Below are 17,001 nucleotides of genomic sequence, written 5' to 3'. Positions count from 1 at the left end.
CAGCGCCTGGCAAGCGCCGCCCGTGTCGCTTTCTGCCTACGTCACAATAGGCCTTTGCACGATAATATCTGCTGTTCACCCCCGCAAATGGCAGTGAACAACCCGCTGCCACCAAACTGGAGAGAGCCGCTATGCAACTCACCGTCGAGACGAACGTACGAGCCCCGATTGAACGGGTGTGGGAGGCGTACACCACACCCGACGAGATAATTCGCTGGAATGCGGCCTCAGATGACTGGCACACCACCAGGGCCATTGTGGAGGAGTGCATGCGGTGCCATCAGTGGCGGTCGCTCAGAGGACGGCGCCGAGTATGTGACAGAGGCCATCCTTTACTTGGAGGATTCCAATCCGCATGACAATCGAGCCGTTCGAGTGACTATTGAAGGACAGAGAGTAGGGTATCTGTCGCGACAGAATGCGCGCCTTTATCGAAAGCAATTAAAACAATTGGGCCATGCGCAGATCGTCTGTAAGTGTGATGCAATGATAGTCGGCGGGTGGCACCGTTCACCTGCGGATGCGGGGCACTTCGGTGTCAAGCTTGATCTGCCAGTTGTATAGTTCCTGCCTGTCCATTCAAGCCTATACGCTTCACGGGTTCGTGGAGGACTGTAAACAACCTCGTTGGTCGGTCGGCATTTGTTTACATAAACTTTTTCTCAGTGCTCTCCCTATTGAGAAAAGCCCCATTGTTGCTGGGGAAATTTAGAAGTTTACAAACTTAGGTATACATAACCCTTCTGAGTGACCGCTCCATGGACGCATCGACGGCTCGCTTCTACGAAGACAACGCCCAGGACATAGCCACCCGGTACGAATCGGTGGGCAGCCCTGTGGCCAAGTACTTCCCGCTGGCATTTGTGCCAGGGGCCCGGTTGCTTGATATCGGGGCAGGATCTGGTCGTGACTTGGCGCACCTCCTCAAGAGCGGCTACGAAGCCTACGGCGTGGAGCCCACGGACGGTCTGCGCGCGGCGGCCAAGGTCGCCCACCCCGAGCTTGAAAACCGGCTTGCTAGCGCAGCGCTGCCCGAGCTGGGCATGCCCTTTGATGGCAAGTTCGATGGGATCCTCTGCAGCGCAGTCCTGATGCACGTTCCAGACCACCAACTGTTCGATGCTGCGCTGGCCATCCGTGCGCTGCTCAACCCGCACGGCCGCCTGCTGCTGTCCCTGCCACTGACCCGTGGAGACAACCTGGTGGAGCAGCGCGATACCAGTGGTCGGCTGTTCCAGGGCTACACCGCCGAAGAGATCCAGCTGCTGTTCGAGCGCTTGGGATTTCAGTGCATCGGCCGCTGGGATTCCGACGACGCCCTGGCCCGGGCTGGCACCAGCTGGTACACCTTGCTGCTGGAACTGCGCACCACCGGCAGCATGCTGGAGCGTTTCAGCGCTACGGTGCCCAGTCCTGATGCGTCCGCGAAAGACCCTGTTGAAGGGGCAGAAAAAATGACACAGAGGAATGATAAAAACCCAACTGTGACAGGGACTTAAGCCTGTTTCTGCGGTTTTTTACATGAATCCCTGCCGACCCTCGAATTGCCCCGCCCCACCGTGGCGACGGCCGCGGGCGCTGGGGAGTTGGTGGTACTGGCCGCTGACGCTGCGGGACCAGGGGCGGAGGGCACCTCCGGGCCACCGTGGCAGAACACGGTCGGCGGGGTCGCCGGCCGCCACGCACCATAGGCTGCCACCAGTTCCGTCGCGCCCGGCGCGCCGGACGTGAGACCGGCGGCAACTACGCGTCCCGCGGTTGCGGCGCCGCCGCCGCGTAGCGGCGCGCCCATATTCGGCAGGATCTGCGCACGCCAGCCATCCTTGGCCGCCTTGTCCGCGTCACCGAACGTGCCCTTGGCATCGACCAGGCACACCTCGGTGGGCTTGGCGAAGACGAAATCCGGATGCGCGGCGACCAACTTGGGGCCGCAGCGCAGTCCTCCCAGTGGCCCGCCCAGCGGTAGCCGAGCGCCTGCATGTCCGGGTAGGCCAGCGCAGCCGCGATCATGCCGGTGAGCCAGGCGCGTATGAAATCCTTGGCTTGGCCCACGTCCGGCGACACGCTTAGCCGCCCGGCTGCCGGCGCGACCTCCAGGTAGCTCAGCGCCGCCCCCGCCGTTTGCAGCGCGGCCCACTGGCTGCGCGGAGCGAGCGTGGCGCCCGGGCGCAGCATCGCCGTGCGCGCCGGCGCCGCGGTGAAGTCGAGCGCATCGAGCGCGAGCGGCGGCCCGTAGGGCGCATAGGCCGCGGGGTCGCACCAGCGCAGCCGCCCGCTCGGATGGATCTTGGCCAGCCGGTGCTCGCGAGCGCGAAGCGGCGTGGCGTGTGTCCCGGGAGTGTGCCACCACATAGCGGGGATCCTGCGAGCCCGGTTGAGCGGAGGGCTCAATATGCCCGATACCAGACTTTTTGTGTAGGGTGCCGGGAAAATTGGCATTTTTCCAGTCATTGATAACTCTTATTATCATGTACTTTGAAAATAATGTACGCATTCCCTAGCAGGGCCGGCGGCACCCTGCCTATAATGTGACCCTATGCGCGCGTCCCCGCGCCGGCACTGGGCTGGCGGGCCGCCCGTCTGTCCTGAACAGGGATCTCCATGGCTGACGCAACCTCCTCCGTGCTCGTGCAACGCCCTCCGCTCACAGATATCAAGGTCCCATTCGAAGGCGATCTGCTGCAACGACAAGCTGTGGCCGAGCGGCTGACGGCCTACGTGCAGCGCCTGCAGGTCGGGGCCGTGGTCGCGATCGACGCGCCGTGGGGCGAGGGCAAGACCTGGTTCGGCCGACACTGGGCCAAGCACCTCGAGCAGCAGGGCCACCGGGTCGGCTTCCTCGACGCGTTCGGCCAGGACTATGCGGAGGACGCCTTCATGGTGCTGTCCGCGGCGATCCTCAAGCTGTGCACCGGCGACGCGACGGTCGCCGACAAGGTCAAGCACGGCGCCGGCGAGGTCATGCGCGCGCTGCTGCCGGTGGCCACCAAGGCGCTAATCCATGTCGCGACCACGGCGGTCGGCGCCGGCGCTGTCGTGGAGGCGGTGAACAAGGCCACCGACCTGGACCTCGGCGCAGACGAATTCGCCGCCGCCGCCAAGCAGGCCGGGGACAAGGCGGGCGATGTCACCAGCGCGTGGGTGAAACGCCGCCTCGGCCAGTGGGAGGCCGAGCAGAAGAGCGTGGCGGGGTTCCGCCAAATTCTCGCTGAATTTGCCAGCGAGACCTACGAGCAAACGAAAAAGCCGGTCGTCATCGTGGTCGACGAACTCGATCGCTGCCGACCAGCCTTTGCCGTGGCGCTGCTGGAGCGCATCAAGCATTTCTTCGACGTACCGCACCTGGTGTTCGTGCTGCTCATGAACCGGGACCAGTTAGAGAAAGCCATCCGCGGCGTGTATGGGGCGGAGACCGACGCCGCCACCTATCTCGGGAAGTTCTTGCACCTGTCACTTCGGTTGCCCAAAACGCACACGCGCTCGGTGACCACCGATCACCCCGCGCGTCGCTTCATCGCAACCGTGATGACGCTCCTCGGCCTGCAGACGGGAATTTTCGCGGACCATTTCGCCGCGTGCGCGCTGCTGTTCAACCTGTCGCTGCGCGAGATCGAACGCGGCTGCACGCTCTTCGCGTTGACAGACGGTCGACAGGAGATGCTTCGAGCCTATCTCATCGCGCTCAAACTGAAACGGCCCGACCTCTATCAGGCCTTGCGCGATCCTCTTCGCACCGACGAAGCGCATCGGGCATGCTTCGCGCTGTTGGAAGAAGAAACGTCGATGTTGGTCCGAGCGGAAAGCAGGCGCTCGAGACAATCGGTCGCCCTGCACGACACGGATTTTCCCGGCCCGTATTTCAATGGCCTGCTTTACTTTCATGGAAGTTTTACGGGCCACAGTAACAGTGTCCTTGAAGATGCTGGGCGGAAGGCACAGCAGGCTATGAGCGGTATTTTTGGACCCCGAGACACCGACCGCGTATTCGGGCACGCGCTGAGCGCTATCGACCTGGACATCCAGTAATGGCGACAAGGCTGGCGCCAGCGGTGCCTGCTCAGCCTGCCCGCCGGCGCCGCTCGGTGACGCGCCGGCCGCTGCATCGCGGCCACTTCGGCTTTCTGCGCGCGCTCATCCAGGGCATGCCCGCGCGCCCGATGTGGGAACGCTATCTGGCCGAGGAAGGTGAGATTGAAGACGAAGCGCCGGCAACGGCTGCAGCGGGCGACTCGACTACCACCGACGCGGCCGCTGCACGGTTCGCAGATCACCCGAAGGTGCGCCGGGTCACGGCATGGCTGCGTGGGGAGTTGGCCGCGGCCGCCGGCCGCGCCGAACGGTACGGCATGGCTCGCCTGGTGCGAGTTGACTTCCGCCAGATCGGCCGACCGGGCGAGGGGTTGCCGTCGTTGGAGGATTTTGCGGCTGAGGCCGGGCTGGACGGGTTTTCCCAATCGGAGCAAATGGAGGCGTACCGGGCCCGCTTCGGTCGCGCGCTCGAGCGCGAGGCCAAACGTGCCGCGCTGATGCGCCGGCAACTGGAAGCCATCGACTGGCTGGAAGGAAAATACGCGCAGCCCGTGTTGGCCGCAGACGCTTGCCGCGCCTGGCTGGCCGATACTCTGGCGATACGGCTGGAGGCCGCCGGCGTGAGCACGCTCGCCGACCTCATCGATCGCATCAACGGGCTCGGCAATGGCTGGGCCCGGGGCGTGGCTGGGATTGGCGCGGGCAAGGCTCGCGCGATCGAAGCCTTCCTGACCAGTCACACTGAAACGCTCGGCAAGACGATCGGCCCTCATGTGGCGGTACCGCGCCGCCAGCGCTACGCCCACGAACTCGCGCGCGTGGTGCCGCGAGGCACCAACGATGCGACCTTGGTGCCGCTAGACAAACTCGTCATGCCGGCCGAACTGGACGGTCGCAACGGTGCCTACCGCCTTCCGCAGGCCCGCTGCCTCATCAGCGCACACAACGACTATGAAGCCGTGCTGTCGTGGCTACGCGCCAAACCGGGATTGCCGCCAGACCAGGTGGCACGCTTGCGCGAGCGCCGGCGGGACGTGGCCACCGTCCCCGGCCCGCTCGACTGGCTGAACTGGCTCTCCAATACCCAGCGCGCCTATCGCAAGGAGGCCGAGCGCTTCCTGCTGTGGGCGCTGCTTGCCCGCCGCAAACCACTGTCCTCAATGGACACCGACGACTGTCTGGCATATCGGGATTTCCTCGCCGCGCCGCCCGCTGACTGGTGTGCGCCACGCTCCCGTGAGCGCTGGAGCCCGCTGTGGCGTCCCTTCGAGGGTCCGCTCAATCCGAGCGCGCAACGCTACGCCGTCGGCGTGCTGACCAACCTCTACTCGTACCTGAACGCGAAGAACTACCTGGCCGGGAATCCGTGGCAGGGAATTCACGTCCCGCGCAGCGCCACGCCGCAGCTGGATGTCGGGCGGAGCCTTACCGAAGACCAGTGGGTATTCGTGACCGATTGTCTGGCCCGCCTGGTTCCCACTTCGGCCAATCAACGCCTGCAGGTCGCCCTGCCCCTCCTGTATGCCACCGGGCTGCGCCTCTCCGAGGTGATCGGCGTCACCACCGACGACCTGGAATGGGTGAGCCTCGCCCAGCCGGGCACCGGGGAGCGGGAGGAAGGCTGGTGGCTGACAGTACTCGGCAAGGGCAACAAGTTGCGCCGCGTTCCGGTGCCGGATAGCACCATCGCCGCACTCGGGCGCTACCTGCAGACGCGCGGGTTTTCCGCGGATCCGGCGGCTAGCCGCGGTGTCGCGTTGCTCGGCCATGCCACGGACCAGGCCGAGCGCGCGCCCTGGGCGAAACGGGACACTGCCGGCGCCGACGCTGGACTTGCCGGATCGACCCTCTATCGCCAGATCAAGCGCTTTTTCGAGACATGCGCCGTCGAGCTCGAGCCGGTAGACCCGCGCGGCGCGGCGCGATTGGCTTCGGCCAGCACTCACTGGATGCGGCACACTCATATATCGCATGCGCTGGCTGCCGGTGCGCCGCTGGAAGCTGTCAAGCAAAACGCTGGGCACGCATCGCTAGACACGACAACACGCTATGTGACGACAGAGGACGCCAGACGTATGCGCGCAATGAAGCAGCTCTGGAGCAAAGACGGGAACTAGCACTCTCAGCAACGGCAGATCAGATCAACAGGGAGGTCGGCCTACCCTCCCCGTCTTACTGTCCGGGCTTTCCAATTGCTGAGGCGCGCGGCCGGAGCCCCTTCCAGTCAATTCAGTAGCTTTTTCCAGACATGCGCCGTCGAACTCGAGCCGGTAGACCCGCGCGGCCGGGCGCGGCTGGCCACGGCTAGCACACATTGGATGCGGCATACTCATGTTTCCCCCGCATTGACCGCCGGCGCACCGCTCGAGACGGTCAAGCAGAACGCGGGGCACGCATCGCTGGACACGACAACACTTTACGTAACCACCGAGGACGCCCGCCGCATGGACGCAATGAAGCGGTTCTTTGATTCGGGAAGATGAAACGAATCGACGCGCTTGACTGTCGAGTGGCGCCCGCCAGGTGAGGACAACTGGTTTTGCGGGAAATGGGAAATGAGCTACATCATCTTAGATAGAGCCGCCTTGGAGAAACGGGCGGCACGCACATCCGACCCGCGGCATCGCTACTATGCCGCGCTACTCAACGCCTCGGCCTTCGACGACTATGTGCGCGCCATCAAGGGCGAAACGCCGGTGTACCCGCGCACCTTTGGGAAGGGACGCGTGCCCATTACCCCCATGCAGGAATATCGCTACGCCCGCGATCGACGTAAATGGATCACGGAAGCGTTCCCGACGCCATCGCAGAAGAATACGCTGAAGGACTTCAATGAGGCCTTCGCGCGAGATCTCGACGCGGCGTCACGCAGAAGCCCTGAGGAGCGAAAACAGCGGTTGGCGCGGGCATCCAAGACACCGAAGCGCATCACGGTAACCACAACTGTTTTCGCGCGTAACGCCGACGTGGTGCTGCAAGTACTCGATCGCGCAAACGGCCAGTGCGAGGGATGCAGCCAGGTTGCGCCATTTCGACGCAAATCCGACAACTCGCCGTATTTGGAGGTGCACCATGTCGTCCATCTAGCAGATGGCGGTGAGGATACGGTGGACAACGCCCTCGCCCTCTGCCCGAACTGTCATCGACGGCGGCATTTTGGACCGGCCGACAGCGCGACATAGCCTACGGCTGGATGGTGAGGGGTTGCCCTCGCCTTGGCTAAAAGCCATTTGTGCCACGGGGAATCGAGGTGCCACAAGCAATGATCGAAGCCGGCGGTCTGACTGAGCACTATTCAGTATATAACCGCGCGATGCTGCGGACGCTGATCGGATAGCCGGTAGCTACCAGCTACAGATTGAATTTGAATGCCGGAGTGCGGCAGATCACAGGCTGCGATCAGTAGTAGAGGCATTGCGCCCTCTACTGGGCTGCCCATCTCTAATACCTCGCCCATCCGCTATCTGGTAGCTATCTGGTATCTACATAGTATCCAAACAGCAGGACTGAGTCAGATGATGGGCAGATGCCCACCGAGGTTAGCTAGTAGCTATCTGGCGATGGCACTCGCTGCGCCGAAGCTGTTTGGTGATAGGAACGTTGTCCTGGTTGCCTATCGAAGCCAAGTACGGTTCAGCCACCTTGGCCGGTAGATGACTGATAGCTACCAACCATAGAGCGGAACCATCAACGAGAGCGTCATGGCACAGGTGAAGCTTGGCAATGAAGGGAGTTCGAGCGGCTATTCATAGCGCCCTCCTCTCCCTACGGCCGCCGGCCAATTCCTCACCAGATCGTATCTGGTAGCTACCAGATAGTTTTTCCTTAAGAATTGGTGCGGACTCTAATGCAGTCGGCTAGATCAAAGGCACAATTGCCTAATGCTAGCTGGTAGCTACTGGCTACCCTGCCTGATCGCATCAACCAAGAGAAATCGAGGTTCTCGCTCAGGTTGCCAAAACCAATACGCTGCCCGGGTCTCAAACCAAGAAATAGCTGGTAGCTACCAGCTATCAATCTGCTTGGCCTGGTCCAGTTGGCCAGAGCGGTCAGGCGATATGGGCAGTGAAGGGGCCTCGAGCGACTATTTACACACTGAGGCCGCACCTTCTAAGAGTGGGGAGTTCGAGCCACAATGCGCCGGTCAGTCTGCACCAGACAGCCAAATCGTAAGCTCAGGCGTAAGGCTAGCTGGTAGCTATCAGGTACCTAATTGGATCAACCGGGAACGGGCGGCAAATGGCTGCGTCGTTCTGGTTGTTTTCCCGTGGTAATACGTTGCGCCAGGATATCCGTCCCACGGGTAGCTAGTAGCTACCAGATACTCCAAAGTCGGTCTTGGGGCCGGGGCGCTCGTGCATTGTCCGGTAGGAAAGGAATTCGATCAGTCATGATGCCCCGCACGCCTTCTTCCATCAACCTTGTCATTTTTAGCTGGTAGCTATCTAGTAGCTTAGCTCGCCCAATTAAGACTGACCTGAGAACGCAAAGTTACCCTCTCTCGTCTCAGCCGATGCTCGGCGCGACGGACGAATCGGTCGATAAGGATTGTTAGCTGGTAGCTATCAAGTAGCTTTGCGGCGATCCGTGTGACCTCAACATTGAATTTCTCCGTGCTTGCGCTGTCCGCGGGCAAAGTAGGTAGCCGATAGCTACCAATTGAATGAAGCGGCCGGCATCACCAAAAAATGGTATCTCCTAGGTACCTATCAGGTACCATAATAAAGAAAAATATATATTTATCAATCAGTTACGAACTGCGAATGAGCAACCTTAGTAGCCATCAGATACCTAAAGCCTACCTCTTAGGTACTGTAGTGGCTACTAAGATAGCTACCGCGGTACCAAGATAGCTATCGGATACCCCTTGGATATCGGGTAGCTATCCGCTACTATGGATACCAATCAGATACCAGATTGCTTCTTTACCTGATAGCTACCAGCTAATGTAAGTAACTAAGGAACTTCGATGCCAACCATCGTGTTTGTTAGCCCTAAGGGCGGCGCAGGGAAAACCACCTCAGCGTTGGTTCTTGCCACGCAAATTGCGGAGCGGGGCCGGGACGTCACGGTTATCGACGCTGATCCGAATCATCCCGTCCAGACTTGGGCTAAAGGGGGTGCAGCACCGAAGACGATGAAAGTGGTGTCGGATGTCACGGAGGAAGACATTGCCGACAGAATCGATGAGGCATCGAAGGAGTCCACTTTCGTGATCGTTGACCTCGAGGGAACTGCAGCGACCATCGTAGCTCACGCTATTAGCGAGGCGGATTTCGTCGTAGTGCCAACCCAGGGTTCCCAGCTCGACGCGGAACAGGCCGGCCGGGCGTTTCGCCTCATTCGTGCTCACGAGCGCGGGATTCAGAAGCACAAACCTGACTATAAGCTCCCCTACGCGGTCCTCTTCACAAGAACCTCTGTTGCAATTCGAAGTCGTGACACGGCTCATATCCGTCAATCGTTCTCGGAGGCAGGAATTCCGATGTTCGTGACCGAGTTGAATGAACGGGCAGCGTTCAAGGCAATGTTCTCGTACCGGCAGTCGCTATCCGGGCTCAGCCGCTCGGAGGTCTCGAATGTAGATAAGGCGATCGAGAATGCCGAGGCATTTGCTGGCGAAGCTCTCCAATTCCTGCGCAAGGATCAACCTGACACAGCAAGGGTGGCGTGAACATGAGCAGAGCAAATCCTCTTGACGCAGCTCTCGAAGAATTCGAGCCCCAGCCGCGGGACGACAAGCCCCGTGCTGACCGCACAGCCATCGAGCAACTGGCCAAGGAAAACGGCTTCGTTAGTCGCGATGCGCGGAAGCTGGAAACGGCAGCCACAACACCGCCTGTCCGGCGCCAACGCCGCTTTACAACCGGCCGCAACATGCAAATCAACATCAAGGCCACAGCGGAGACGATTGCTCGCTTCAACGCACTGGCGGAAGCACTTAATCTCCCGGCTGGCGCACTACTTGAGCGTGCTGTCGAAGCAATGGAAGCTAAGCACAAAAGGTAGCTGATAGCTACTAGATACCAGACAAGAAGGGGGGCGTTGCCCCCTTCTTGTCTTTTTACCGCCGTGCACGTTCGAGTGCTGAACCCGCTCCTGGTAATTTCTAACTGACTAGGTGTTCAAGGCGAAAGTGGCTTGGCTTTCCGCGAGCTGCTCATATCAGCGGGGAGCGAGAACCTGGCCGAAGAGGCAGCGCTACCTCCAGTCGTCAGTGATGCTAGCCCGAACAGGACCGTAGCGCCGCTGCTTGACCTCGGGTCGCTAGCATGTGCTAGCGGTCGAGCACGCCGTCTCTGAGAGCTTATTGAGGCTCACTGACAGGCAAGGTAGGGGGTCCTATATTCCTTTCAGCAGCGGCCAGGTAGCGCACGAGCTAGCTCCTGGTGGTAGAGCCATCTCAGTAGATGTCGTGCTGACGTCGAGCTCTGAAGCTTGGGGCAGGGTGGGTGGATGTCTTGCAAAGAGACGCACGCTGGTTTAAGTGCTTTATTACACACTGTAAACCCTTTGGTAAACCTTTAGCCGCCCAAGATCCGCGCCCAGTAAGGGTTTCCGGGAGGTTAGGTGAACAGTAGTAGGGATATGGTGAACAGTGATGAGGCGAAAGGGTTGGGGATTTGGGGATATGGTGAACAGTGATGGGGCGAAAGGGCTGTGGATTTGGGGGAAGGGTGAACCATTTTGGGGAGGTGGCTGGCGCTCTGGCACGTGATCTGGAGGTGAAGAGATTTGGGGCGACCTTAGGGTGAAGCTTTTTGGGGAGGAGGATCCCCTCAAATTTCAGGCCCTCAGAGCGCTACGACCGATAGGTGAATAGTATTGGGGATGCGTTTAGGTGAAGGTATTTGGGGTCCCCGGAACCGCGGAGCTCGCCGAAAGCCAGTAATGACGCCATAGGTGAACAGTCTTGGGGGTGCCAAAGGTGAACGATTTTGGGGTGGCGATATGTGAGTGAGTACTTCACCTGCTGACCGCCATGAAGTGATGGTGAACAGGTTTGGGGACGTCGTAAGGTGAAAGGAAATGGGGAATAGCGAATCTAACCCTGGGTTATGAGTGCGCTAAATATCACTTTTATCATACCTTTGCTACCGAGGCCGATCTGACGCACGGACGCACGGCAGACGTCGCGGATTTATTCCCCGAAAGCTACCCAAAAACATTCACCTTTCGCGTCTCAGTCGCGCGGATGTGATCTATAGGGCCACAATTTCGCCAAAAGGCGAACAAATTTGGGTAGCTTTCGAAGCCTAGGTGAATGATTTTGGGGCAGGCATAGCTGAAGTCCCCCATGAGGTGACCGAGCTAAGTTCCGGATTCTTTGGGCAAAGCGAATCGAGACGGGATAGCAGTGATGGCAAGACTCTGGTCATGACGGGCTGCACCTGTGCCGAGCTTGATAGGTGAACGAATGAGGACTAAGATTTCACCAATCCATCGCCAACACCGGTCCTAGATGTCCAAACCAGCCACGGGTCAGAAAGGCGCGCAAATCGCGTTGTTCCAACAACCCGAAGTGCCAGAACCATTCAAGAAGGCCGTTCAGGCGATTCACTTGTCGCCAGTTGGCGGTGCACTGTCTCTACAGCAACGGCGTCTGTTCAATGCCCTGATTAAGAATGCGATCGAGCATCGGCTTGCCAAGAGCGACGGTGCAACGATCTTCCAGATATCGATTCCGGAGATGATGGCTGGCTTAGGCTTGACCACGAAGGACACAGGCTACATCAAGGAAACGGCAAAATCGCTCATGCGGACCGTGGTGGATTGGGACCAATTGAACAGCGACGGCACCGCCACCTGGACTGGTTCGACGCTTGTCGCCGGCGCGAAAATCACTGGGTCCCAGCTATCCTATTCGTTTGCACCGCAGATTTCCGAGGAACTCCTGAACCCCGAGCGGTTTGCGATGATCGACATGCGCATCGCGAAACTGTTCCGGCGTGCCCATTCCCTCGCTCTTTGGGAGAACACCGTCCGGTATGAACGGATTGGCGTGACTACCCGAATTCCACTGACCATCTTCCGAAATTTGATCCTGGGTCGCGAGGAGAGCGAGACGAAGTACAAAGAGTACAAAATCTTCAAGCGAGCCGTGCTCAACCCGTGCATCGAGGAGATCAATGCCGTTTCCGATCACCTCATCGAACTCGTTGAGCACAAGAATGGACGTTCGGTGATGGAGCTCCAGTTCAAGATCAAGCGAAAGGAGACGCCGCCGGAAGAAGACCAGCAGGATCTCGACTTGATTCAGGCTGTCGTGAAATTCGGCGTACCCCTTACCGAGGCCAAGAAGATGACCCGCACCTATGGTGCGGAACGAGTAAGGCAGGCCGTCGCTTACACCAGGGCACGCATTGGCAAGAAGAACGTCCCGTCGCTGGACAACGTGGCCGCGTATTTCCGGAAAGCGGTTACAGAAGACTGGGCCAAAGCAGCTTCACCAGTTGAAGAGACCCACGTCGACAAGAAGCCACCAAAGGCTGTAGGCGCAAGAACGCCTGCCGAAGCGAAAGATCAATACATCGCCGCACGCCTTCCAGATGCTCAGGCGTACTTTATGGAACTCTCGCCCGATGAGCAGAGCGCTCTCATAGGCCAGTACAACGAACAGTGTGCAGCTGCAGATCTGCGCCTGCCAGCGTCCAAGAAGCCCAGCAAACTTGCACAGTCCAGTTTCTTCCGCTGGCTTGCGGATCAGACGTGGGGCGAGCCCTCAGCGGACGATATCCTCGCATTCATCCTTGGTGGGAACGTCTAGAGTCCGTGAACCGCTACGCTCACTGAGACCTCTGTGCGTGGCGCCGCAGACCCTGGCCAGCCCAGTCCGTGCCCGCGCTGAAGGAGGGGTGGCGTGTTATGGCCGGTCCGTGGCGCAACAGACGAATAAACGCGAGTTCAACCTAGCGCAACTGTGCTGAGGGCGCCAGATCCGACGCGCTCATGCCAGTGCCGACCTTAGGGCAATTGTCCGGCAAGTACCGTTTCCCGCGATCGAAGCGACCCAGGGAGGCTCTGGTGTCTCGATTCCGGCGGACATCTTGAGACGAGGATGTTGGCGCGCAAGCCCCGGCCGGAGATGCCGAGGTCGAAGGAATGGCCAAGTGCGGGAGATTGCACGATGCGATCGCATCCAGTGCAGGCGCGCTTCACGCGACGATGTCTGATGGCACATAGCCGTCCGGCACCATTTCTTGTTGTTCGGAGACGTCTTTGCGCCACCACATGCCACGGCACGTGGCCTCCGCCGGCAGGTGAACGATGGCGCCCGCCGAGCGGTCGATCGGTGGAATATTCCACAGGCTCGCTATACTAGTCCCGCCTCAACTACGAATCGGGAAGTAGGGTTCTTCTTAGCAGTGCTGATCCTCAGCGAGTCCCGCGCGCGTGTCATCCCGACATAGCAAAGGCGACGCTCTTCCGATTCCGTGCTTCCGTCGTCAGGGATCACTGTCTCCTCGACCCGTATCAGCGCCACGTGCGCCCACTCGCGTCCTTTCGAGGCGTGCATTGTCGTGAGGACCAATGCGTCTGGCGCTGGTTCGTTGTTCTTCCGCCGCAGATATTCGAGTCGATCTGAAAACGGGCCATTGAGGTTCGACAGGACGTCATAGGTCGTGTTGATTGCCCGCTTGGCCTGGTCGGAAACGGCCCATTGCAGCATCCACTCTCGCACTCCATCGAGCACGAGAGAGTGGAATTCCCGGTCACAAAGCGATCTCCAGTCTGCCATCCGTTTCACGAAGTCCCGGTACTTCTTCGTCGACTCCTCGGACAGGCCCATGTCCAGAAGGTCCTTCTTCTTCGCAGACGCGCCATTCCAAGCCGATCCCAGCTTCTTGTGCAGCAGCATCAGCTCGTGACTTCCGATCCCGGCGTGGCTCAGTAGTGAATCGACGCCGGAGTCTGACGCCCTTTGGATGAGATTGAGCAGCGTGCCAAACAAGGCTGCCTCTGGCCGATCAAGGATCGACTTTCCCGCCGCCCTGAAATACTTGATGCCATGGGAGCGGCAGACGGCCTCAACCGGATCCAGAATGCGGTTGGTGCGCGCGAGCACGGCGGCGGTTGCGCCGTTTCGGAGCCACGGCGTGAGAGCCTCGACTGCGGCCACTGCCTCGTTGTACTCGTTATCACATCGCTCGAAGTGCACCGTTCCTCCGGGCCCGCGGTCCGCGACCAGGTCTTTCTGGATCCGATCCTTGTTGTTCCGAATGACCAGATCGGCGGCTGCCAGGATTTCCGCGCGAGAGCGGTAGTTCTTGCCCAGCACGACAGTCTTGGCGTCGAACTGATTGATGAACTGCTCCATACCGCGAAAGCCGAGCGCCGACCTGAACCCGTAGATGGATTGGTCGTCGTCGCCGACCACGGTCACGGTCGAGCCGGCATCGGCATGGGCGGCGGTCCATTGCGCCTGGAGGTCATCGCAGTCCTGATACTCATCTACAAGAAGGTGGGTAACAGCGTACGGATTCAGTGCTTTCCGGCGCATGCCGTCGACCGAGAGGCGAAGCATGTCCTGGAAGTCGATCTTTCCATTCCGCTCCAACGCTTCTTGGTAGGCCAAGTACAACTGCGAGTCGACCGTTCCTGGATCGGGGGCAGTGAGCACCGTCTTTAGCCGCTCGATCGCGGCAAGGGCATCCTCCACCTTCCAGCCGATGCCCGTGTCCTGAAGTACCTGGGTCAGGATCGCGAGGCGGTGGCCACTGCTTGCTATCTCAATTCGGCTTGCCGATGCACGATGCAACTGCTTGTAGGCAAGCGAGTGGAAGGTGCCCGCGAGTAGGCGCTTTTTTGCCGAGGGCACGGCAAGGGCCAGGATCCGGTCGCGCAGTTCAATGGCCGCATCCCGACTGAAAGTCACGGCACCCACTGTTACCTCTGGGTCGGCGAGAAGTGTTGCGGCCTTGGCTGCTATGGTCGCTGTCTTCCCAGCCCCAGGCACGGCTACCGCGACGCAGTGCCGACGAAGCTCCACGACTTCGCGCTGGGCGGGATTGAGGCCCGCCAACACATCATCAAGCGCCATGTATAGGGTCTCGTTTGGATTCTTGGGCACGTCCCGGCGTGCCAGTAAGTGCCAGATGCACCGCGCATCGCAGACAAAGGAGCACCATCGCGAACTTGGTGCCAGTAACTGCCACTAAGTGGCAGCGACGAGGACCGGGGAAACGCCGTGCGATGCCACTTGATGCCACATGTTCTCTCCCCGTGGCACATGACCAGTCCACGGCCTCGTCGCTGCCATACTTTCAGCCCGGATCGTCAGGCGCCCCGCACCGTGGTCATCAGCTTGAGGTGCGTGGTGTAGCTGCGCAGGCCGAGCGGCTGGAACTTGCGCAGGAAGCGGGTCACTTCCTCGTTCACATCAGACTGATCGCGAATCCCGTTCCACACCATGAAGTCGAATTGGTCCATCGCCTTGTCGAACTTGGTCAGGATCTGCAGTGTGCGCACTGCGAAGCGCGAGTACGCCTGCACCTCCAGATCGATCGACGGCCGGGTAATCGTCGGTTCGAAGATGATGTCGCTCTTCGCCGCCATCTCCTGCTGGCGCTGAGTCCTGTATCCCGTCGCTACACGAAGCACTTCGTCAACGTATTCTTCCAGCTTGGTCACCTCACGTTCGAGGAACGTCTCGAGCGTCGAGAGTTCCGTGCGAGAAAATGTGCTCTGACCGAAGCGTTGCAGGTTCAGGCTCATCCGGTTCATGTATGGCCACCATTGCTCAAACAACGGGCGCAGGCGCGTGTGGTTCAGCCGGAGGCCGACCACGACAACCGACGCGCCTGCCAGCTCGCGCGTGAGGATCTGCAGGCCAAGCTCACGGCGCCGCCGAACGATTGCCTGACGGTCCTCCGGCGAGAGCTCCCGGAACATCTTGCGGGTGCTCTCGACCGCGGCCATCTTCCGCTCCAGATCGGCCGAGGAGATCAACCCCTCTTTGCGCAGGGCATCCGCCGACTGTTCCATTTCGAGCAGCTCGGCATCGACGTCCAGCGTCTCCGACGCCGGACGCATGTCCGTGGCGCCCGCCAACGCATCGGTGTCGGGGGCGGCGGGGAGCGCAAGCTCTTCACGCTCAACGGTGTTCGCCAATTCGGTTGTTGCAGTCATGGTGTATCTCCCAAAGGTGGCAGGGGGTGCCCGAAAATCAGAAATGGTGTTGGCTGGCGCACTATCGACCGACGTGAAACGAGGAAGCCAGGCGCCAGCAGAGGAAGCCGGCCACGCCGACCGCACCGTTCCACCAGTAGGCGAGCAGCGGCACGGGGACAAACATGGCCGAGGACGTGATGCCGAAGCAAAGCAACAATCCGTGCGCCGCGACGTGGAATGAGACCGGGTTGGCGAAGCCGGCCGAGGCAGCTTTGATTCTTCTGGCCACAGCGCCGTCATTGAGCAGGGCAGCGAGGAAAACCAGCGAACCAAAGAGCCAGTAACCGGCAACTGAAGCCCGATAGACGCCTCGGTACACTGACAGCCATAGATGCCGGACCCACCTGCGCCCGATGTCAGCAGCCCCGCCGTCCGAAAACTGAGTGCGCACGTCGGAGCCGGAGAACGAAAACTTCATCGCTCCCGATTGCACGAACCAACGGTCGAATCGATCGTTGGCTGCCTTAGTCGCCTGGTCTGCGCGATGCTCACCCAACGCTTCTGCGACCGATTCCTGCTCGGTTGCTCCTATTTCGAACACGCTGTCGTCCCGAAGCATCGGCGCGGCTACGCAGAGCACGAGTGGGGTGGCCAGCAACCAGAGGCGGATGTGAGATGCGAATTTGCTCGCCATGTCAGAGCACCCACCGAAGAGCGATCAAGATGGGAAGACAGAAGGTCGCAATAATGGCACCGTAGAACGTTCCGGGGCGGTCGGAGGCGATGCGGAGCAACGCAAAGCAGGGCGCGGCCCCGCCGGCAACGAAGTGGTCCGGCGTGGAACCAAGTGGCTCGCCCTCC

At 60.3% G+C, this 17,001-nt stretch carries 12 protein-coding genes; 8 read left to right on the top strand and 4 right to left on the bottom strand.

The annotated features are described in order from the left end of the window. The first annotated feature begins 131 nt into the window (after window positions 1-131). Window positions 132-359: an SRPBCC domain-containing protein gene (locus KF708C_RS36145; RefSeq protein ID WP_121739573.1), complete on the top strand. Its 228-nt coding sequence runs from the start codon at window positions 132-134 to the stop codon at window positions 357-359. Window positions 360-758: 399 nt separating this feature from the next. Further along, a complete protein-coding gene (locus tag KF708C_RS28410) occupies window positions 759-1,499 on the top strand; it encodes a class I SAM-dependent methyltransferase (protein ID WP_059414616.1) in 741 nt (246 codons plus the stop codon). Window positions 1,500-1,743: 244 nt separating this feature from the next. Here KF708C_RS28410 and KF708C_RS28405 read toward each other — a convergent pair whose 3' ends face one another. Continuing rightward, window positions 1,744-2,352: a hypothetical protein gene (locus KF708C_RS28405; protein WP_059414614.1), complete on the bottom strand. Its 609-nt coding sequence runs from the start codon at window positions 2,350-2,352 to the stop codon at window positions 1,744-1,746. Window positions 2,353-2,601: 249 nt separating this feature from the next. Here KF708C_RS28405 and KF708C_RS28400 point away from each other — a divergent pair, with 249 nt between their 5' ends. From KF708C_RS28400 to KF708C_RS28385, 6 genes are all read left to right on the top strand, one after another. Beyond that, the gene (locus KF708C_RS28400) at window positions 2,602-4,026 is read left to right on the top strand and encodes a KAP family P-loop NTPase fold protein (RefSeq protein ID WP_059414612.1); all 1,425 of its coding nucleotides are present in this window, start codon (window positions 2,602-2,604) and stop codon (window positions 4,024-4,026) included. After that, window positions 4,026-6,146: a phage integrase family protein gene (locus tag KF708C_RS28395; protein WP_059414610.1), complete on the top strand. Its 2,121-nt coding sequence runs from the start codon at window positions 4,026-4,028 to the stop codon at window positions 6,144-6,146. The genes KF708C_RS28400 and KF708C_RS28395 overlap by 1 nt, the downstream gene beginning before the upstream one ends. 438 nt (window positions 6,147-6,584) lie before the next feature. After that, window positions 6,585-7,211: an HNH endonuclease gene (locus KF708C_RS35130; RefSeq protein ID WP_082080044.1), complete on the top strand. Its 627-nt coding sequence runs from the start codon at window positions 6,585-6,587 to the stop codon at window positions 7,209-7,211. A 1,787-nt stretch (window positions 7,212-8,998) separates the two neighbouring features. Beyond that, complete coding sequence (locus KF708C_RS28390; RefSeq protein WP_059414608.1) at window positions 8,999-9,703, top strand: ParA family protein; 705 nt, start codon at window positions 8,999-9,001, stop codon at window positions 9,701-9,703. Continuing rightward, window positions 9,700-10,038: a stability/partitioning determinant gene (locus tag KF708C_RS36135; protein ID WP_156174007.1), complete on the top strand. Its 339-nt coding sequence runs from the start codon at window positions 9,700-9,702 to the stop codon at window positions 10,036-10,038. Before KF708C_RS28390 ends, KF708C_RS36135 begins: the two co-directional genes overlap by 4 nt. A gap of 1,453 nt (window positions 10,039-11,491) precedes the next feature. Then, window positions 11,492-12,796 carry a replication initiation protein gene (locus KF708C_RS28385; protein ID WP_059414606.1) on the top strand — a complete coding sequence of 435 codons (1,305 nt, stop codon included), beginning with the start codon at window positions 11,492-11,494 and terminating at the stop codon, window positions 12,794-12,796. Window positions 12,797-13,342: 546 nt separating this feature from the next. On the opposite strand, the gene KF708C_RS28380 is transcribed toward KF708C_RS28385, so the two are convergent. The 3 genes from KF708C_RS28380 to KF708C_RS28370 form a co-directional block, all read right to left on the bottom strand. Beyond that, complete coding sequence (locus tag KF708C_RS28380; protein WP_059414604.1) at window positions 13,343-15,070, bottom strand: ATP-dependent helicase; 1,728 nt, start codon at window positions 15,068-15,070, stop codon at window positions 13,343-13,345. A 236-nt stretch (window positions 15,071-15,306) separates the two neighbouring features. Continuing rightward, window positions 15,307-16,158 carry a hypothetical protein gene (locus KF708C_RS28375; RefSeq protein ID WP_059414602.1) on the bottom strand — a complete coding sequence of 284 codons (852 nt, stop codon included), beginning with the start codon at window positions 16,156-16,158 and terminating at the stop codon, window positions 15,307-15,309. Window positions 16,159-16,219: 61 nt separating this feature from the next. Next, window positions 16,220-16,834, bottom strand: coding sequence for a DUF4400 domain-containing protein (locus KF708C_RS28370; RefSeq protein ID WP_059414594.1), 615 nt, complete (start codon window positions 16,832-16,834; stop codon window positions 16,220-16,222). Window positions 16,835-17,001 lie beyond the last annotated feature (167 nt).

The sequence above is a fragment of the Cupriavidus basilensis genome, assembly GCF_000876015.1.
In the GTDB taxonomy this organism is placed as follows: domain Bacteria; phylum Pseudomonadota; class Gammaproteobacteria; order Burkholderiales; family Burkholderiaceae; genus Cupriavidus; species Cupriavidus basilensis_B.
This window is presented reverse-complemented; position numbering and strand designations above follow the sequence as displayed.